The sequence below is a fragment of the Microcoleus sp. PH2017_28_MFU_U_A genome, assembly GCF_020738035.1.
Lineage (GTDB): Bacteria > Cyanobacteriota > Cyanobacteriia > Cyanobacteriales > Microcoleaceae > Microcoleus.
In genome coordinates, this window is sequence record NZ_JAEQCX010000022.1 from 53,550 (window position 1) to 72,870 (window position 19,321).

At 44.7% G+C, this 19,321-nt stretch carries 17 protein-coding genes; 4 read left to right on the forward strand and 13 right to left on the reverse strand.

Annotation, left to right across the window (positions count from 1 at the left end; all coding sequences use genetic code 11):
* The first annotated feature begins 84 nt into the window (after positions 1-84).
* From JGK14_RS01000 to JGK14_RS01010, 3 genes are read left to right on the forward strand one after another with little or no spacing between them, the layout of a single operon-like run.
* A complete protein-coding gene (locus tag JGK14_RS01000) occupies positions 85-258 on the forward strand; it encodes a hypothetical protein (RefSeq protein ID WP_325314618.1) in 174 nt (57 codons plus the stop codon).
* Positions 259-261: 3 nt separating this feature from the next.
* Positions 262-3,138 carry a hypothetical protein gene (locus JGK14_RS01005; RefSeq protein ID WP_325314619.1) on the forward strand — a complete coding sequence of 959 codons (2,877 nt, stop codon included), beginning with the start codon at positions 262-264 and terminating at the stop codon, positions 3,136-3,138.
* A gap of 31 nt (positions 3,139-3,169) precedes the next feature.
* Positions 3,170-5,188: a hypothetical protein gene (locus tag JGK14_RS01010; protein WP_325314620.1), complete on the forward strand. Its 2,019-nt coding sequence runs from the start codon at positions 3,170-3,172 to the stop codon at positions 5,186-5,188.
* Positions 5,189-5,323: 135 nt separating this feature from the next.
* On the opposite strand, the gene JGK14_RS01015 is transcribed toward JGK14_RS01010, so the two are convergent.
* The 12 genes from JGK14_RS01015 to JGK14_RS01070 form a co-directional block, all read right to left on the reverse strand.
* The gene (locus JGK14_RS01015) at positions 5,324-6,721 is read right to left on the reverse strand and encodes an ATP-dependent DNA helicase (RefSeq protein WP_325314621.1); all 1,398 of its coding nucleotides are present in this window, start codon (positions 6,719-6,721) and stop codon (positions 5,324-5,326) included.
* A 465-nt stretch (positions 6,722-7,186) separates the two neighbouring features.
* A complete protein-coding gene (locus JGK14_RS01020) occupies positions 7,187-7,381 on the reverse strand; it encodes a hypothetical protein (RefSeq protein WP_325314622.1) in 195 nt (64 codons plus the stop codon).
* Positions 7,382-7,766: 385 nt separating this feature from the next.
* Positions 7,767-8,081 (reverse strand): hypothetical protein, encoded by a 315-nt coding sequence (locus JGK14_RS01025; RefSeq protein WP_015211720.1) that lies wholly within the window; start codon positions 8,079-8,081, stop codon positions 7,767-7,769.
* A complete protein-coding gene (locus tag JGK14_RS01030; RefSeq protein WP_325314623.1) occupies positions 8,053-8,400 on the reverse strand; it encodes a hypothetical protein in 348 nt (115 codons plus the stop codon). Before JGK14_RS01030 ends, JGK14_RS01025 begins: the two co-directional genes overlap by 29 nt.
* 100 nt (positions 8,401-8,500) lie before the next feature.
* Entirely contained in the window at positions 8,501-9,085 is a 585-nt protein-coding gene (locus JGK14_RS01035; protein WP_325314624.1) for a hypothetical protein, read from the reverse strand.
* Between the two features lie 91 nt (positions 9,086-9,176).
* The gene (locus tag JGK14_RS01040; protein ID WP_325314625.1) at positions 9,177-9,794 is read right to left on the reverse strand and encodes a hypothetical protein; all 618 of its coding nucleotides are present in this window, start codon (positions 9,792-9,794) and stop codon (positions 9,177-9,179) included.
* Between the two features lie 613 nt (positions 9,795-10,407).
* Positions 10,408-10,554 carry a hypothetical protein gene (locus JGK14_RS01045; protein WP_325314626.1) on the reverse strand — a complete coding sequence of 49 codons (147 nt, stop codon included), beginning with the start codon at positions 10,552-10,554 and terminating at the stop codon, positions 10,408-10,410.
* Between the two features lie 312 nt (positions 10,555-10,866).
* Positions 10,867-11,412, reverse strand: a complete 546-nt coding sequence (locus JGK14_RS01050) for a tyrosine-type recombinase/integrase (RefSeq protein WP_015211723.1) — start codon at positions 11,410-11,412, stop codon at positions 10,867-10,869.
* 55 nt (positions 11,413-11,467) lie between these two features.
* Positions 11,468-11,671 carry a hypothetical protein gene (locus JGK14_RS01055; protein ID WP_325314627.1) on the reverse strand — a complete coding sequence of 68 codons (204 nt, stop codon included), beginning with the start codon at positions 11,669-11,671 and terminating at the stop codon, positions 11,468-11,470.
* Between the two features lie 240 nt (positions 11,672-11,911).
* Positions 11,912-12,511: a hypothetical protein gene (locus JGK14_RS01060; RefSeq protein WP_325314628.1), complete on the reverse strand. Its 600-nt coding sequence runs from the start codon at positions 12,509-12,511 to the stop codon at positions 11,912-11,914.
* A gap of 385 nt (positions 12,512-12,896) precedes the next feature.
* Positions 12,897-13,088 carry a hypothetical protein gene (locus JGK14_RS01065; RefSeq protein ID WP_325314629.1) on the reverse strand — a complete coding sequence of 64 codons (192 nt, stop codon included), beginning with the start codon at positions 13,086-13,088 and terminating at the stop codon, positions 12,897-12,899.
* A gap of 26 nt (positions 13,089-13,114) precedes the next feature.
* Positions 13,115-16,897: a DUF3987 domain-containing protein gene (locus tag JGK14_RS01070; RefSeq protein ID WP_325314630.1), complete on the reverse strand. Its 3,783-nt coding sequence runs from the start codon at positions 16,895-16,897 to the stop codon at positions 13,115-13,117.
* A gap of 775 nt (positions 16,898-17,672) precedes the next feature.
* On the opposite strand from JGK14_RS01070, the gene JGK14_RS01075 reads away from it, so the two are divergent.
* Complete coding sequence (locus tag JGK14_RS01075; RefSeq protein ID WP_325314631.1) at positions 17,673-17,996, forward strand: helix-turn-helix domain-containing protein; 324 nt, start codon at positions 17,673-17,675, stop codon at positions 17,994-17,996.
* A gap of 525 nt (positions 17,997-18,521) precedes the next feature.
* Here JGK14_RS01075 and JGK14_RS01080 read toward each other — a convergent pair.
* Positions 18,522-19,310: a hypothetical protein gene (locus tag JGK14_RS01080; protein WP_325314632.1), complete on the reverse strand. Its 789-nt coding sequence runs from the start codon at positions 19,308-19,310 to the stop codon at positions 18,522-18,524.
* Between the last annotated feature and the right edge of the window lie 11 nt (positions 19,311-19,321).

The following is a 19,321-nucleotide window of genomic DNA, read 5'->3' on the forward strand; positions in this document are numbered from 1 at the left end:
GTTTAGATAACCCCGTAACTTTAAGCGGTGAATCTATTTTACCCTGTTTTGTGTTAGACTTATCAATTATTTGGTAAATACCAAATGCTGGGCATATTCGCTTCGCCACCTGTAACATCGAGCCGGCGATCGCCTAATCCAGAATTATTGGCAAATGACCCCAACTATCAACCCCCCACTGATTTATTAGGCAATGCCTTAGATATCTATTTTTTAAGCAATGTTCTCGAAGAAAAACCCCGCAAAAGGAGGAAATAGCCAATGACCAGTAAAAAATCAACTGCTGGTGGGTCAGCAATGTCTCTCGGAGCACGCTTCCAAGCCCGAGTTAGTGCCTGGTACTGTGCTCGTATCCTTCTTCAAACTCCAGTTATTGGACAAGAATTTGACCTTCCTGCTACCTCAATAGCAGAGCGAATTTACTGTGAAACAAAAGATAGTATCGACGATCTCCGTGTTGAACTTACTGGTAACGGTAAAATTTATGGACAATGTAAAACCAGCATGAGCTTGTCTACGAAGACTAACAGTGAATGGGCATCTGTTTTAATTCAATTCTATAAAGAATTGGAAAAAACACCGGTTACAGGAGTAGAACGACGTTTTGTTCTCTTTTATGAAAACACTAATGGCAATCTAGAGAAATTAAGCAAATTTCTAAAAAGATATCGCCAACTGCCCACTGGAAGTCCCTTAATCGATGCAGCTTATAACACGGATGAAGAAAATATTAAGGACTTAGATAATTTACTACAAACTTTACATTCAGAGGATGCTAAAAAAAACAATCCTGAGCTTCAAAACTTAGTTAATAGCAAAGAAGTCCTCTTACGACATACTTATATCAAGCAACTTCGTCTGGGAGAGAACGAATCAGATTATTTTGGAGTTGTGGATGCACTTCAGTATGGTTTATTAACTAACTCCGCTCAAATACTTCAAGTGATACAGTCCCTTAAGACATTAGCTGATGATTTGCAGGCTGAACGAGGTTCACAAGACAGATTAGCACTGCGACAAAGGTTACAAGGTGAAGGAGTCACTCTACAAGACAGTCACGATTATCGTCTTGATTTCGAGCGCTTACAGGAATATTCGGCTACAGAATTAGAATATCAAGAAAGCCAGGGGAGAGCAAAACTGATTATTGGTGGAAAACAACTTCCAATTACTCGACCAGTAGTTGAGGTAATGCTTGAAGCAGCAAAGACACAATCATTTTTAGTTGTAGGAGGAGCGGGAACAGGTAAGACAGGCTGTTTGCTAACTCTAGCCAATCAACTCCGAGATTCTGGCGAACGAGTTTGGTATTGGGCGGCAGACTCTTTGCCATATCATTCTGCACCAGAAATACAAACTCCTCTAAAGTTACAACATTCTTGGATGGGATTGTTCGCTGAGGCAGCGTCAGGCGCAGGAGCTACTCTAATCGTAGATGGGCTTGATGGTTTGCGTGACACTCGTGCTATGAACGCATACCAAAAATTATTTTCACTAGCTCTTCACAGGGGTATAAAAGTAATTGCCTCTATTCGTTACTTTGACCTGCAACATTCCGGTACTCTACGAGAAAAATTCCCTGCTCTGCAAGAAACTCTATCCTTAGAGTTCCGCCATAAAGATTTAAATAAAGTAAATCATTTTTTTATTGCCGATTTAGATGACAATGAGTTAAGCGAAGTAATCAGTTATTTTCCAGAGATTCAAACCGTTTTAGATCAAATTCCTCAGCTTCGCGAAGTTATCCGCAATTTGTTTAGCCTCGATCTTTTATGTAAACTGATTGCAGAAGGTGAATCAGCAGTTCAACTTTCTGGGATTTCTACTCAAGCAGAACTATTCGAGCGTTATTGGATTCAACGAGTTGAATCACACGATCGTCGCGAGGAAATAACGGAAGCTTTAGAACTTCTCATTGAGCAAATGGTAAGTCAACAAACTCTACAAGTTGTTCCAAAGCAAAAATGGACAACGGACCTAAATGGAGATCTTTTTAGTACAGAGTTTATTCGTCACCCTCATTCACTACCTGGTCGTTTACCTGAATTAAAACGTATTGAATTTAATCATCACCTTCTTTTCGATTATCTGGCCGAACGACTTTTTGTGCGATCGCGACACGAAAATTTAGCTAATGAACTCACTCGATCTGATACTTGGGGCTTATTTCTGCGACCAAGCCTCGTGCTATTTCATCGTTATACTTGGAACCAAGGAAGAGATTATTTTTGGGAGACGCTACTCGATTTGGAACGCAATTCAGTTTCAGTTCTTCAAAAACTACCTGGATATTTAGTAATAGCTGAAGAGGCTATCAGCCGTGATGATTTGCAACCCTTACTAGATGGTACTATTCGGAATGATCCGGATAACAAGCACTGGAAGCAGATAATACAGGGCGTTATTACTGCTGCCCAATATTCCTCTTTACCTAGACTCTTTAAATCAACATCAGGTGACTGGTGGATTGAGTTGGCTCGCGATCTTATCCAAACAGGTAATTCCCAATTAATCAACGTTAATCAACCAATTTTTTTTTCTGCATCTAATGCTTTAGAAACTCTGTCCGAACCGGCTAAACTACTGCTCAATCAAGCAGCTAGTGCTCTCTTACAATTTTATTGGAGTCAAGGTGTTCCACCCAGCTCTTTTTTTAGAGTTCCTATAGAGTGCATATGTCGAACTATCTCTTCCGATATTTCTGCCTCATCTAATATAATTCGTAAAATTATTAGTTATGATGAGCTTCAACGGGCGGGCTATATTCAAATTTATGAGATAGTGAGCCACATCGAAGATATTTGGAAAGCAGATCCGGTTTTAGCACGCGAGGTATATGATGCTGTTTTTGGTTATAATGAAACTAGCCAGTCTTCAACTGCTATGACTCCTAGTCAGATTTTTTCATTAACAAGCACTCGCCAACAAGACTATGACTTAGCCCGTCATATCCTTACTGAAAAATTCCCTCAATTTTTGTCAAACCACCCAACAGAGGCAACCCGTGCGCTCATCCGAATTATCAAACATTTTTACAATCGAAAAGAAAAGGAGGATCTTCAGCTTGCTAAACACCCTCTTGTAGCAAAAGCTCGTAAAAGGTTAGAAGAGCAAATTTTAATGGATGAAGATAGCTAACAATATAATGAGCAAGTTGAGATACAAGAAAATGCAACCGAAAGAAAATAACCTGCTAATTGAGACAATTACTCTGAAGGGTCATGAGGGACGCTTGCAAACCGATGGGAGCCATATTTGGGATGCAGAAAACAGCTTGTTGGTAGATGATGAAGTAAAAATGTTACGTTGTTGGTCAAAATATCTGACAGAGTTACCAAAAACCGACCAACCCGATGAAAAATGGCAGCCTATTTTGGATGTTGTTATTGCTGAAAATGCTCTAGCAGCAGTTTGGAGGAGGTTGTTAATTGCTGCTATTTCTGCTCCTGACTTTTACGCCCAGCGGATTTGGACGCTATTACTAAACCCAGAAATACTTCTGAGTTTAGAAACTCAAGAATTAGCCCAAAATTGTCTCGAAGCTTTTTCTTCCGAATTAACTGATGAAAAATTTTCCCAAATTGAATCGCTGCTATTAAAGAGAGCGCTTGATTGCCAAACAGAAAACGCCAATAACTATTTATTAGCAAAAATAGCTCGTATTTTGAGTAGCATCCCCGAAGAAAAGCGGAGTTCAGAAACCCAAGAATTTTTAAGCAAATATCTGGGGAATGAAAATTTATATACTAGACCTACCTATCAGCTTAAATATACTCCTGTTGAGCAGCTACCAGTTGACTCATTCGGTTATCCAGAATATACCCCTAACGAGCAGCTACCAGTTGACTTATTTGGTAATCATAATGTATTTTTGCAAGAACTAGAAGAGGCTAAAAATTTATATCAACGTGCTTCCGAGTCAACTCCCTTAAACAACCAAGCAGAATCAGATCTTTTTGAACAATTAAAAATAATTATAGAGACCCCTTCAGTCTCTCCATCTCCACAGAGTTTAGAAGACTTTGATCGCGATCCATCTGTCTGGCAAAAACCACCTATATTTGCCGTAGAGGGATTTTTATGCCTTGCGATTAAAACAGACTCGCTTCCGATTGAATGGAAAGACTTACTCCGCCGTCTCGCGGATGACCCAGATCCGCAAGTACGTTCCTGTCTGGGCGAACAAATTTGGCAATTTCTCAACAAGTGGCCAGAATTCGTCTGGGAAACCTTGGATCGTTGGTTAAACGAGCTTCCCAACCGTGCAGGAACTATTGGTGTACTCCGTAAGACTCTACATCCATCTTGGTATGGGTGGCTCCGCAACAGTGATGCTGCTCGTGCTGAACAATTTTTTAACAAACTTCTAACGGCTGCTCGCTTGTGTAATTCAGCGGAGCTTCGGAGTCATTGCGGTGCATTGTTAACTGCTTTGTGGTTTTTTGAAGGAGAAACATGGGCAGGTGAAGCTCTCAGAAATGCTCTTGACTCTATTACAGACAACGCTGACGAATTAAAGGGTGCTGAACGGAATGCAGTTCACGAACTTCTGCCGCGATCGCCAAAAGAACCTCCTATTCCAGTCGGAGAACACCAACGAGTTCAGGATTTCCTTTTGCAACTGTTAGAGGCAGCTAACCAAGCACTTCGAGTCTACTATGCAGAGGTAACAAATAGAGCACCTTCTGATGGATCAAACGAGCCAGCGCCCTGGGTTAAAAAGGTTTCTGACTTTTTTTATGATGTGGCAACTGAATTTGACTTTTCAGCCGAAGGACACGCTAAACAATGGACTAGCGCTCAAACAGATGATAAAGAAGCAAAAATAAGCGCATGGTGGCAGACTGTAGAGCCTATTCTTGAAGCCTTGCTTGCCATACCTCACCCAGGTATCGTGTTTGAATTAATCGAGGGATTGGAGCATTTTATAGACCTGGATCTTCAGCGTAGCCTTTGTTGGATCAGAAAAGCAACATTAGCTAGCGCATCGGCAGGACTTGTCAACGAACGGTTGGCAGCAGATCGTACTATTGAAATACTTAGTAGAATTTTAGCCGACCACAAAAAGATTTTATTAGAGGGAAATGAGCTGCAATCGGACTTTATTCAAATACTAGAATCTTACTTGAACGTTGGGTGGCCAAAAGCCGTACAGCTAGCAGTTCAGATTGAGACTATTTTTAGATAAAATCTGAATTCAAATGCAATCTCTAAATATTGCAAATGTCTCCCGCCATAGTAAAAAAAGTAGGGTGAGTCAGATAATCAACCAGAAATTTCAACCCCTTACCGTTCAATCTGACGCACCCTATATAAAATGGGTTCACTTAGTAACAAAAACCCGGTGCTTCGCACGGCTACAACTCACGTACATAAGTTGATTGTGCGCTCGAATACTGTCGCGGTATTCTTTGAAAATTTGAGCTTTTTGACTCGGACAAACCTGAGCAAGATACAGCAATTTAGTAGCGACTTTCCTGCCGATATCACTGCTATCAATTCCCACCTCCGTGAAAGTAGAGCCTTGAGAATTGTGTACAGTAATTGCCCAACAATTTCTCATATCTGCAAAGATTTCACAATGGTCGTACCATGCCTTCCATAAGCTCGGATTGCTTTTAGCATTTTGCAGCAACCTAGCATTGTCCTGTTGAAATCGGCAAGCGTCACTTTCGTGGAGGATGTAGATTTGGCGTCGGTCGCCTGCATCGGTTTTAACCTGGAGATTCCAGGCTTTATAGCCAGAGTACCTATCCTCTTGAAATTCGGCAATTTCCACTTCTGCTGATGTGGGCAGGATGACGGTTTTGCCGTCGGGAGCAATAACGGGAGCTTTAGCAATCAACCTCTCTCCAATAATAAATCTGGGAGCATTTTTTCCGTAGATTTTGGCTCTGATTTTGCTATTCCAGTAGGCGACGCGCTCGTTAGTGTAGCAGAGGATGCGAAAGCAATCAGGGTCTTGAGGGAAAGTAGAAGAGAACTTTTTTAAGGCGTATTTCAGCAGCGTTTTTTCTCTGACTAAGAAGGCTCCGTTTTTTTTATCAAGGCTGAATTTGGAGAACGGTTTGAACGCCTCTTTGCTCTTGACAGCCGTGCGGCAAGCTGTTACGAATTCTAGCAGGGGGCTGCCCGCACCTTGCCTGACGACCTCTGTTAAAACGGCTTTTTCAGGCACGCTGAAGGATTGAGATTTTTTCTCTTCTATTTCGCCCTTATTAACAGGAGGCAATTGTGCGGGGTCGCCCATAACAATAAGCTGCCGATTGCTGCCGATGAGTAAAGCGCTAGCAATTCTTTCTTGAATAATATTCCACAGTTCTGCTGTAACCATACTGCACTCATCGAGAAAAATGGTGTCGTACAGGTGAAGGAAAGAAGGAGAAACTTGTTTGAGGATTTTATTTTGCCCCTGTTTGACTGGAGCTAACCCCAATAGCTGGTGGATGGTCATAAAGTCTACTCCTCTCAGTCCTTTTTCAGCAGCCATCCGTCGCAATACGCCTACAGCTTTATTGGTGGGAGCGGTGAAAGCGACTCTCTTTCCGGCGCTGACTAATTGTTCTGCTACCAGGTTGACAAGGGTTGATTTTCCCGTACCTGCATATCCAAATAGCCCGAATACCCGTTTAGAACTTGCTACAAATTGTTCGAGGAGTTGGAGGGCGTTGTTTTGTTGAGAAGTTAATTGAAAATTCGGTTTTACCAGTGTTTGAATCATAGGGTTGGTTTCTTCTACTATCTTTCAAACACTAATCAGCGGTAGCTGAAATTTACACAATAATTAATTCAGGACTTACGCAAGAACAACGTATTTCTGTCATTACGAGGGTCGCGAAGTAATCGCAAAGCCTTGTTACACCGTTACAATGCGTAAGTCCTATAATTGATGGAGACGATAATAATAACTCTAACAGGACTTACGCATAACCTCTATATGTAGGGTGAGCACTAAGCACCTTACCGCTACCAATAGTGTATTTAAACACTTAAGGCGTAAGTCTTGTATAATTTGTTCTGTTGATTTGACTGCTACTCAAATTTTCCATAGTTAGGACTTATGCACCCATCAAAAACTCTCCCAGTTATCAGTTGGATTGATAACTAGGAGAAATTGTGGAGAAGCGGAGTTATTAATCTAATGCAGGTACTTTGACTAATTCGACTTCAAAATAAGTTTTGCCCATCAATCTTGAGGCAAAGCTGGCTGTTCTTGACTATCAAAAATAATCACAAATGTGCGATGTTTAACCAACCGTTGCAAAACCCGCAGATGCTCATCTGCATCGTTTCTCTTGCGAAATCGCGCCACAACAATACGCTGGCAATTAGGAAGTAAGCGAATTAAGCACCACGGGTGCAACTTCTCAAAATAGGTCATTTTAACCTCCTGATAACAGTAACAAATTGTGTTTGTGTTTGATTACCTGCCATTACCTTAATTGAAACAATATTGTCGAAGACAGGTCACGGTGATATTGACAATTGACTATATTTGTGCTGAAACCAGCTCACATTATTTTTTGATCCTGAAAAGGCTTGATGTATATAAAATCAAAAACAATAGTGGCGCGTCTATTTGGAAATGAGGCATTAGAAATCTCCTCAGAAACTCGCAGGGGAGAACGGGAGAACGGGAGAGGGGGAGAAAGAGTTTCTTTGCTCCATAACGGGTGCTCGGCCTCCGTGAAACGCTTTGAAGTTTATCAATTTGAGAAAACACGGGCAATTGTTCAATGCACTAATTTCAAGCAGACGCGCCACTACTAATGCACGCTATTATCTTCAGAAAGCCGACATAGCAAGGTTGCCAGTGCCTCTGGAATTTCCTCAAAATGTTCCAGCAGAAAGTCCATTACTGCCAGATGACGCAAATCGACAGGAGTAGGAAATCTTCGATTTTTTCCCTTTTTAAACCAACCCCGCACTGTAGAATTAGAACGGGAACAAATAAAAGCGATTTCCTCGTAACTCACCGCCCACTTGCCATAAAACTGCTTCGGCGTCATTCCCAATTGGCATTGGCTGTAAGCTGCAATTAAATTGCGCTCTCTATCTGTCAAAGTCTGCGGCTTTTTCATCCTCAAACCCCTCCAAATCTTCCTCCCGCGCCGTATCAAACTGACACCAAGCTGCGCTCTTGGAATTAGCAGCCAGCCAAATTATGTAGCACCACATCCAACAGTACCGGCGCGGTTCGCAGTTGTAAAATTTACCAATAACTATCCCCCAATCAGCTTCTTCGCCAACACCCGTCCAGCGCACCATCTCGCCGCACTCAAAGCGCGGCGTGTGAATTTTGGCAAAATTAGCAGGCAATTCGATTGAAGGTGGCATCCCCTTCAAATCTCTTAGCAACAGCGCCGAAATCAAATCTCGACTTCCTTTTAAGATTGACATAAGTTCATAGCTGTGAATCGATTGCACCTGACTTTTTTTGACAGGTTTTCAGGCAAATTTCTTGATAAAGAAATTGCAGCGCGATCTTCCCCTAAATCAATCAACTGAAATCAAGCTGTGTAAATTCCTTTCTCCGGCCTAATTGCCCTGTTTTGAAGTTAAATGCTAAGCCGTGACCCGGGCAGGTTCCTAAATTAGGGTGCTTGGTATTTGGCAAAAGTTTATAACCTTTGTGGGGGCAAATATTACCAGGCAGCAAGGAGCAATTCGAGTAAGCTTCCTCCAAGCGTGGCAAGAAGTTGTAGTCTGCTGAAAGGATTGGTATATTGCGGTAGCACAAGCGCACCACTTGTTTTATTTCGATAACTTCACAAGCTAATTGAACTCGTGCTTGCCAATCTTCAGCCGTTTCCCCATCTGTGAAGAATAAGTTGATAAGTCGGTCATGCCAAAAGCGAAAGTCAAAGTGATAGTGGAGCGGTTCAAACTTGAGAATTTCTGCATCAGAGTGCGGTCGCTCAGGAAGTATAGGAATCCAGAAAGGGATGATTCCCCCTGGAAATCTTGATTCAAAACTGGGAGGACACCAGCTTTTAACGCATTGTACAAGCGCTCTTTCTCCAATGGCTACTACTTGATTCTGTGTTTTATTTTTGTTACGGAAATAGGCAGAGTTTTTGGCCATTAATTAGTGTTGCTAGGAATTGGCACTAATACCAATCTCTCTCATAGTTACAAGGAAAGATTGCGTTCGCTTAATGGTAATGATTCTGTTGTCAAAAAATTTTAGGGATGCGTTGCAAAAATCTTTGCAGTACAGAAATCGCTGTCCAATTACCTTTATTAGCAGCTTCGAGATATCGCCGGAGCAAATCTTCAGTTACTTGTTGGTCAAGCCAATGCCCCAATTCCACTAGCTCCTGCTTTTGTTGTTGATTGTGCCCTGCCAACAACTCAAACATCCCCAACTTCTGGAACGTGGAAATGTCAAAGTTTGCCAGTTCTTCCTCAATCCTTTGCCGTTGCTGTTCAACCTCTTCTGGTGACAGAGTGGGCAGCGGCGGGTGCTGGATATTGAGAAATTTCTCTACTTCTGGGTAATCTCCGACATACATCTTTTCTTCCAAGCGATCGCACACAATTGCATGGGTGGGAAATTCATCATCGGAACCGAGGTGGTATGGTTCCAGCTCGAGGGCGAGAGCGGGATGTTCAGTAAGTGGCTCGTACACGGCATAGTAACTGAAAGTCCCTAACCCTCTACCATCAGTCCAAGTAGCTTTGCTGCCCATATAAAACATGGCGAAGTATCGGGAATCACCAACGATACCCACCATTTCTAGCAGCATGGGCGGTAGTGGTACTGGCAGTAAATTCAAGTTGTGTCCGTTCATGGCGAGATAGCCTCCCTCTTTGAATTTTGTGTGGTTAATTGAAAGGGAGCCAGTTAACTGAAATAGAAGTCAATCATAATTCTTAACAGCTAACTGGCTTTTTTGAGGGCGATCGCCCGTGATGAAGGCTTTCCTAGGTGAATGCGTTCGCTATTGTTAAGAATGGATGAAACTTAATTGAGCAGGTCACTCCCAATAGCGGCGATAGCCGCTCTTTGACCAGCCCGCTGGCTGAGTGCGAGCCTCTTCTCCGGCTGTGCTAACGACGTATTTACGTCATCCTAGGTGCTCGCGATCGATCAGAAACAAGATTTATTGTCGTGAGCGGTTGAAAAAAATCAGATCGAGCGATCCTCTTCGAGAGCTGCGCTAACGTCGTCAACCAAATTTCTGGTGTTTGAGAGCCTTCTTCACCACGCTCCTACTGGGCTGCCGCTCTTTGACAAGGCCAAACCTGTCTTGAACTGACAAATTTGTCAGTTCAATCTTCTGACTATCAATGAATGAATATCCCTAGATTTTGACAAGGGCTTTTCGCCCGAAAATAGCTTAATTATTTGAGCTTTTTTTTAGTGATCTAGTAGTCGCTACCAATCAAAATTACCCCAAATATCTAACTTTTAAGGGGTAAATATTGGCGGTTTGTGGGTGTAATGACAATCAGGATTCCGGTGTATTTACTGCTGGTGTCGCACTGATAAGTACCTTCGGCTTGTTGATTGGTGGAGTCATTTTTAATGATTTGGGCATTTCCTAGCATTTGCAGCAGTAAGTATATATCTATCTGCCCTTTGACTGGTTCCGTAAGATAGTTTTTATGGAGTTATGGGGATTACGTCAATTACAACTCAAGAGTCAGGAAAGCTTATTCACACCTCACTCTTGAGCAGGCGGCTCAAACCAGTCAGGATTGTCGCGGATAGCAGTTGCCTTTGTTTTAGCTAAAATACATCCGGGAAGAAATGGGTAGCCATCGCGAGCCTTGCGTCCAAATATCGCCTGAATTCAAAGAAGACTTACGGGAGAGCCCTTCAACTGTTGAAACAATCTGGCGAACCAAAGTCGCGATCGCTCACTTCAGAATCCCGAGCGCCTTGACCAGCTGTTCCGGCTGCACTTCTAAATAGCGCTGGAGGCTCGACAAATTTTTGTGACCTGATATCTCCATAATTACCCGCAGTGGCACCCCAGCATTGCTCAAATTCGTGAGTGCTGTCCGCCGCATCGAATGTGTGGAAGCTCCCTTAATTCTTACCCGTTTGCAAGCTTCTTTAAAAATCAAGTCTGCCTGAGAGCGTGTCAAAGGCTTCGTACCCTCTCGCCCCGGAAACAAAAAACCCGCATCTGGATTGTAAGCCAATAAAAACTTAGCCAACATGGGATGTAGCGGCAGCGTTCGCGTTGCTGACTTGCCCTTAGTTGTCGCTTTCCGCAGCGTCACCACACCGCCAACAATGTCCTGAGTTGTTAAAGCTAACGCCTCTGAAATACGACAGGCACAATAAAAGGTCACAGCAAACAAAAGCCTATCCCTTGCTGTAACAAAACCCCGGTCGAACAGCCTAGATATTTCGGCGGGCGTCAAAATCTTAGCACGCCCGTTGCCTTGAACCTTCACGGCGCAGCCCTCCAAAATGAAAGCTCCCTTATTATTGGACGAAAGCAGTCTTTCGTCAAGTCTGCCGAAAAGCTTTTATCGCTTGATGGGCCACTTGCGGGGCGCTGCGCCGAGGATGCCTCCGCCCGCGCCCTTTATTGCAGTTAGATTGGCTTTTATTGCTACTCAACTGACTTAAATTCTCAGGCAAATTGATAATTGGCAAGGTGGCGATCGCGTCTATGAGGTCTCGGAAGGTAACAGGTTCAAGGGCTGCCATAACAGCACGATCAAATAAAACTGGCGCTAAGATAATTTGATTATACTATTTTTTGATTCAACTTGCAATTTTTTTTGATATTTTTGTTCCTCCTTAATAAAAAGTTATGAATGTTTGGGAAAAGAGCTTCCCTCACTCATGCAAAAAAAAATGCCATTGCAGGAGGCGAGCAAAAGCATTGTTATAAGTTTCGGAGGGTAAACAAGCGCGCTGGTTAGGTTGGCAATCGAAACTTTTCGTTCACCGTCTTGACGCCGAACGCGCACCTTTACCTCTGTCAGAAGTAACGAAGGTCCGAGTGTCGGCAATAAGCGCTTTGGGAGCAAGCTTGAGGATGAGAGGCATCACAATTTCTGGACAAATTTCCAGCCTATTTTTGATTTGAGCCTGCAACCATTCAACAGAGGAATCAGAACCATTGACTTTTTGCTTGAACCCCATTTCCGGTGCAGCAGCTTTGATGGCGCTGGCAATTTTGCGAGCTTGTCTAAGTGAAATCAGCGAAGTATTAACGGCAGGAATTGAGGTCGTGCTTGCGCCTGAATGTGTGGCAAAATCAATAGGTTTTGCAGATTTGTTCGATGTTTGTTTGCCTGTACACCGATGGCGAAAGCGATGGGTGCTGGCTGGGTTCTCAATTTCAATTGTTGTTCCATTTACCTCGCTGCAGGCACCGTCGGATTGCGCTGCGAATGTTGCCATATTTACTTCGGTTCGATTGTTTGTGAGTTCTTCCGATTGGGCTGCTTCAGGCTCGTGCAGGAATACTGAGGCTAAGCAAAAGAGGGTGGTAAAAAGGAAAGGCGGAAATAGTACATCGTTGATAGTTTCGATAGTCATTTGAACAAAAAACTCCCAATCAAATTTTTGCGGTAAGCATTGCTAACCTTTTTTAGATTGCAACAGTTAACAACATGGTGCAGCATGGCTACACGGGCTGAAGAACCGGAGAATTAACTTCATCCTTTTGGATGATTAACTGAGGAGAAATGCGCCTAATTTAATAATTAATTCAACGGTCCCGGCCTGCTGTACGAGGATCTAAGCGGTTTCAGGAAAGCGAAAAGTTGTGTTTTCTTTCTTTGCGATCGCCTCGCGCGTGACGGGCGCCAATGCGAAGGGGACATTGGCGGATGAGCATTCAGTCGTCACAATTAGCACTCTCTGCGGAGAGTGGTTTCAGTAGCTGACTTTTTTAGCCACTCCGCGACGGTAGGCGCGGAGGTTAATCAAAAATTAATCGGACATTACCGATTTTACGGAGTGGTGCGTCCGTGAGAAAGGCAATGGAAAATTTTCCATCATCGACAAGCTGACCTCGGCGCGCGATCGCGCGGTCTTCCATCCCACAGAAATGGAGTTCAACTTGGACAGTCACGTTGTCAAACACGATCCGCAAATTGCCTGTAGGCGTCATTATTCCGTTTTTCGGCTACTTAGTTGTTACGGGGAACTCGCCTCACTTTCGCCCAGGGTTGGGCGTTCGGTCAGTTCAACAGTGGGGCAAGGTTGGTCAGCAGGTGTTTTGGAAGTCTGCGGCTCGGTGGGTAGAATAGCGGGATTGGGCAGAAGAGCGGGGCGATCGCTCACTATGGCAGCCTCCAAGTCACTATTGCCCCGGACGCTAGACGCGCCTGGAGGTGCTAGTTCCGTACTGCCAATGCGGTCGAGTGGCGCAGTCGGTTTTGGCACGCGATCGCCGAAGAGCGGGTCGCTATCCAAGTCTGAATCGTCATCTAGATCTAACTCACCCTCCCATTCGCTGTTGGCATCGTCACCTGGATCTAACTCACCCTTCCATTCGCTGTTGGCATCGTCACTTGGATCTAACTCACCCTCCCATTCGCTGTTGGCATCGTCATCTTCACCGCCTAACTCGTCGGAAATTCCGACTTCGTTCCGACCATTTTCCGACAAGTTTTCATCGCCTACAATTGGCTCTGGCTCAACCTCTGAAACCTCATCGATGTCAGAATTCCGACAATTCCGACACATTTGAGCAGGTGGCGATTCCTCTTCTATTTCTGATTCGCTCACCGTCGGCGCTGCGGTAGCAGGTGGCGATTCCTCTTCTATTTCTGATTCGCTCACCGTCGGCGCTGCGGTAGCAGGTGGCGACTCCTCTGTTATTTCCAATTCGCTCGCTGTCGGCATCGCAGTAGCAGCTTCCGATACCGAGGCGCACATGGATGATGCCGGACTCACCCATTCATCTTGTAAATTGCCGGAGCGCCGCGCTGGAGTGTCGGAATTGCCGGAATTGCGGGTTAAAGGGGGTTCAACGTTAACCCTGGCAAGCGCTTCAGCCATTTCTGGAATGCCGGAACTTTTGCCGGAATCTGTCGGAATTCCGACGCGGGTTTTAGATAATGGAAGCGCTCGAATGCGGAGGTCATTTCCCTTGCCAGAGAGAAGTGCATACCCGTTTTCTGTGAGAACGGCGAAGTTGGAGCGAATTTCAGCTAATGTGGGTTTGCGCTTGCACCGCTTGAAGACGCTGTTCTGGACTTGAGCGGCTGAAACCTCCTCCCCCTTCCGCAGGGCATAGGTGTAAATTAAGGAGAGATGGGCTCCGGCCGAATCGGAGGCGTGGTTATTCGTTTGCAAGATGCGGAATTGCCCGATGCTGAACTTAGCCGCCGCGATCGCCCGCTCTAAGGTATCGAGGCCGACGCGCAGCGGGTCTGGCTTTTCTTCGTACTTCAATTCCATGCAGTGCAGCAGGAGGGCTAACCTCAAGGTTTGAGACAGCATTTTGCCCAAATAGGCATAAAATGCTGGGTCTTCAAATTCCACTGCTTGTTGGTTGCGCCTGACTTCTTCCCACCACCGCTTCCACCGCAGATGAGCCTCGGTCGTAAACGACAGCAGAACGGGGGGCAATTCTCCACCTTCACTCGTGGCAGACAACCCCGCTAGCTCTCGGAGATCGCCGTGGAGCGATCGCAGGTGGTCGTACAATTCTTGCAATTCCCCGGAGATTGCAACTTGCGAGTCTGACCAAACTGCAAAGTTATCAGGAGTTGACGGCACCGCTATTAAAAAGCGGCTGATTAGCCCGTCGCCGTCGTCGGGGTCGCTAAACAATTGTTGGACTTTGGATAATTGAGTAGCCCCTGTCAAATTCAAGCACAAATCTTTAAGTTCAAAGGCATCTTTATCGTCAGCCCGTTCAAATTCAATATCTGCAGGCGAGTTCCACATTTGTAGCAGGATTTGCCGAGTATCTCCCCCCTTGTCTTTATACTGATCGAGCTTCAACAACCGCACCAATTCGTCGAAAACCCAAGCGCTACCAGTCCTGGTAGAGAGTTCGCTCATCCGCCGCAGAACACCTTCGGGACTTCCTGCTTCAATAAATTGCTTGGGCACGGGGGGAGGCATTGAAGCTTTAAAGACTGCGGGATTTGACGGGCTATTTTTGAGTTTTTCTTTCTCTTGAGTAGATTTTTGTGGCCACGCTTCTTCTAGCTTTTTTAAGTTTTCTTTGAGCCGATCGTATGCGGATTTGGCTCGCTTGTAACGCTGTTTGATAGTGCCAAAAACGGCTCGCATTGTCTGGCTTTTGCCAGCCGAAGCTAAAGCAACTACCATTGTCCAGAAGATAGGATACTCTACCCAACTGTCGGCTATTGTTGCTGCTTCTTTGCCAATCATTCCAATATGCCCCCCCATTTGGCTACCACAAGCGGAGAGGAGGTATTGGTAAATGTAAATGGGGTCGATGCGGTCAGAAGTGGCTTTAGTCAAAATTGCTTGGGCTAGAGGAGCGGGCAGAATTTGAGCGATGTCTAGTTGCTGTTGGCGGTAATTGAGGATTTTTTTGAGTTTTTGAACTTCTTGTGCGTGAGTTGCTCCGTAGCTAATATGAGTTTCTATTTCGGTGGCTAAATCTTTGACTCCTTTCAAAGGAAACCTTTCACGGGCGGATAGTTCAATAAAAGCGGCTGTCTGTTGGGGCGGGTTGATTTCACTGTTAATAATGGCAGTGACGCGATCGTACAAGTAGTGATCGCTGTTGGATCTGTTGACACCGGAGCCGTTAGAAGGTGAACCAGAATTAGGTTCGCTGCCGCCCGTGCGATCGCTCTTTTCAGAGTTTTGGTTAGTAGAATTTAGTTCGCTAGCATTGCTAATGTCCTGGGAGTTTTGAGTTGCTTTCTGCTGTCCATTTTTTTGACTTTCGGCTGCACTGTGTCCCTTAAATGGTGAAGTCCACCCATCCTGTTTCGCCCAGTGCGCTAGCGTGCCGATGCCCACCCCGCGGCTTTTGAAACTCCTCCATTTTTTGTCGCATTCTCCCAGCTTGTATTTGGGGGATTGGCGGCTCCACTTGTCCCATTCATAGAGGAGAGAATCATCGATGGAGTTGAGAACCATTCCCACCACGCACCATTCGTCGTAGTTATCGGCGCGGCCCGGAGACAGAGCAGCTAGGTAGGATAGCGCCCAATCGATATCAGTCCACTCCGGTTCTGGGCGGTGAGTGCGGTGTAGGTGTCGCCGGCGGGGAGCGGTAGAATTGGCTTCAGCTTCTTCTAGAGCTTTTTCTAGAGGGAGGAGTTCAGAATTTTCTGATTCCCCCAGCGGTTCGGCCAGCATTTGTTCAACGATCCACTGCGGGGCTAATGCCACGCTCGTTTCATCGGGAGCGCAGCCTAAACGCCAGACGTACTCGCCAGTAGTGGGGTGGACGCTGGGAGGCAGGCAAGATTGCAACCCCGCCCAGCGCAGTTCGAGTTGTTCGCCTTTGCCGTCGTCTCCAATTTCGCCTGTGGGGAATTTTTTGGTGCGGATAGCTCCGGCGTATTGTTCTGGGACTAGGAATAGGTATTGGCAGCGGCCGGGCCGATTGGAGGTAAATGCGACGGTGTGGGGTAATTCTTCGCCATCGGACAGTTCAAGGATTTTCGCTCTAGCACTAGCTCCGTCTTGGTCTACTGCCATTAAATAGTAGGTGCTCCCGTTGGCAGCGATCGCAGTTCCAGTGATCAGCCCATATCCTTTGGGGTAGCAGCGGTATTGAGTGCCATCGGCTTTGTCTACCGTCCAGCCGTTGGTTACGGCTTCTTTCATTTGGACGGGAGTCAGTGGCTTTTGCTGCCAGCATAAACCCTGTGGGACTTTTTTGCCGTCCAGCAGGCAGAGTTGCCAGTCAGAAGGAATCCGGGATAAGCCTTGAAAAAGACGAATATTTAGATCGCTAGCGGATGAGTTGTTAGGCATGGAAAGCTCCTACACTAAAGGGTTTGCGGGAGCCGGAGTTTCAAGCAAAAAGGGTTTAGATGTTAGAGTTACCAGAACATATCTGTTGATTCAGAGCTTCTGATTTGGTATTATTGAAGGACTAACACTAAAATTTTTGGCTCCCAAAGGGGCTAAAAATTCCGGCTCTGAAAAGGGTTAAAAGCTTCAACTCCAAAAAGGGTTAAAAGCTCCGGCTCTGAGAAGGGTTAAAAACTCCGGCTCTGAGAAGGGTTAAAAGCTCCGGCTATGACTATGACTAGGATCGGTGGTCATAACTGTCAAAAGACCCCGGTTATTTGATTTGTAAGAAGCGTTCTGGTTAAAGAAAAACTTTCAGAATGGGGATTCTAAGGTTGTTTTTCTGACTAACTGTTCGCTTTGAGTCATCCAACAGCCTCACTTGCGACTCGGCTAGAGTTTAGAGTGAGGCAATATTTTTATCAGAAAGGGTATACTCTCAGAAAAGCCAATTATTGGCTTGTATTGGAATGATGGTCATAAAGTTGACCATAAACTATCCTATAACCGATCATAAATTTGATCAAGTAAAGATTTGTTAAAGTTAGGTTGAGGCCTCACCCTCAGTTACTTCTACACCCAGGGCAATCGCATCTAATTTCTGCTTGACGAAATACCTTAAATGTGTACTTACCTCAAACCAGGGATTTACGACGGCCGTTAGATAAGTTATCCTGGTATAATGTAGGTCGTCTAACCACCCCTGCCGTTACTCCTTGGCTAGTTGGAAACTGGAATGTCAGCAAAAGTAGAAGAAAATGTAGTAGCAGATAATCGAATCCACAAACGTCTTGGTCTGTTAATAACGGCGTTGGTGGGAGATGAGCGCGTTGGTAGCTCTAGGGAGTTAGGGAGACTAACTGGAATTGCATTCAACACGCTGGCTAACTGGTGCGAGGGAAAAGCCGATCCAAGGCTGCAAAAGTTAATGCAGTTTGCCTATGCGATCGGTTGGTCTATGACAGAGTTGATGCAATATGCGGAAGGAGATGAAGATCCTTACGAGGCGATCGCTCGTAAAAAAAAAGCACAACAGCAGAAGTACCGTCAAGCGTCTTAACAACAGAAAAAGATCCATTTATTCAATATTTCAATGCCACGCTAACTGCCGAACAAATTCAGAAGCGCGACTTATTTTTACAGCGTATTAAAGCTGATTTATTACCGGAGATAACATCCCGCAAAAGGCTTTATGTCTTGTTAATAGACAGCATGGCAGTTAAGGGTATTTCAGAATTAGATATCTTTGAAAAGATTTCCATTTCAGAGAAATTACTGTCAAAGATTCGGAATCTCGACATGGAATTTCAGTTCGGTCGTTCCTACTTAGAACAGTTAGCGCCATATCTTTTTCAAGTGGAGGATTGGGAAGAGTTAAGACCTGTTTTTAAGGTGCCATACATCTCTTATCAGGGGTGGGTTGATAATCTGATTGAAGATTTGCAATACAATCGATCGATATGCAGATATACCTCTAGCTTACGAAATCTTTAATAAACCAGAAGTTATACAGCACAGTTTCGATGTTGAAAGACGAATGCCAATGGACAATGCTAAAGAGGGTGCATTGATCGTGCGTACATTACTAAGGTTTACGTGGATTTGAGTTTAAAAAATTCGAGTTGGAGGGAAGAGAAGGAGAAGGTGTTTGTGGTGTTCCAAACAATAATTCACGACTAATTCCTAGCTGTCCTAGTGAAATAACAACAGACATTGATAGATTACTTTTCTCAGCAGCTTTAGCAATAGCTGTGCCATTTCGAGCTAGAGCGATGAACTCTCGAACTTTGAAGACAACGGGGTCATTGGGAGGCGTGTAACCTCGAAGGATGGCAATGTCTAATCCCCGTTCGATGTCGCTGAGCGCCGCCGTTCGATTGTCTGCTAAAGTTACGCTGGGCTCTTGGCCAGGCACTATCGTAGAGATGGCAATGCCATTATTAGTAGGTTGCCCATTCAGGTGAACGATATTAAAGGTATAAAGGCGTTCAATTCCTTCTGGAGAGCGACTTTTAACGAACAGGTTAGTAATGTTTGCTGTTGTAGCGCCAGGGAATTGTAAGGGTTGAATTGGTTGGACAAATATGGTTCTAGCTTGGTTAGTTTTTAATTCAGCATCAGTGTTAAAGACAGCCCTGGAAGGGTCTGCTAACCGGATGTAAATAATGACTTCACCAGTCTGGCTAAAGTCAATAACGCTGGAACGGCCAGACCATACTTGAAGGTTGGTAGTTGTATTGATTGCTGCATCTCTTCCGACAATTTTTAGCGCTGATGTTTGAGCTTGCCCAATATTAACTGTAGTGAATACAGTGGCAATTATTAAGGCAGGAGAAATTAAAGCCAAACTAATTTTTCGAGTGAGTTTGTTCATGGTTATTTTAC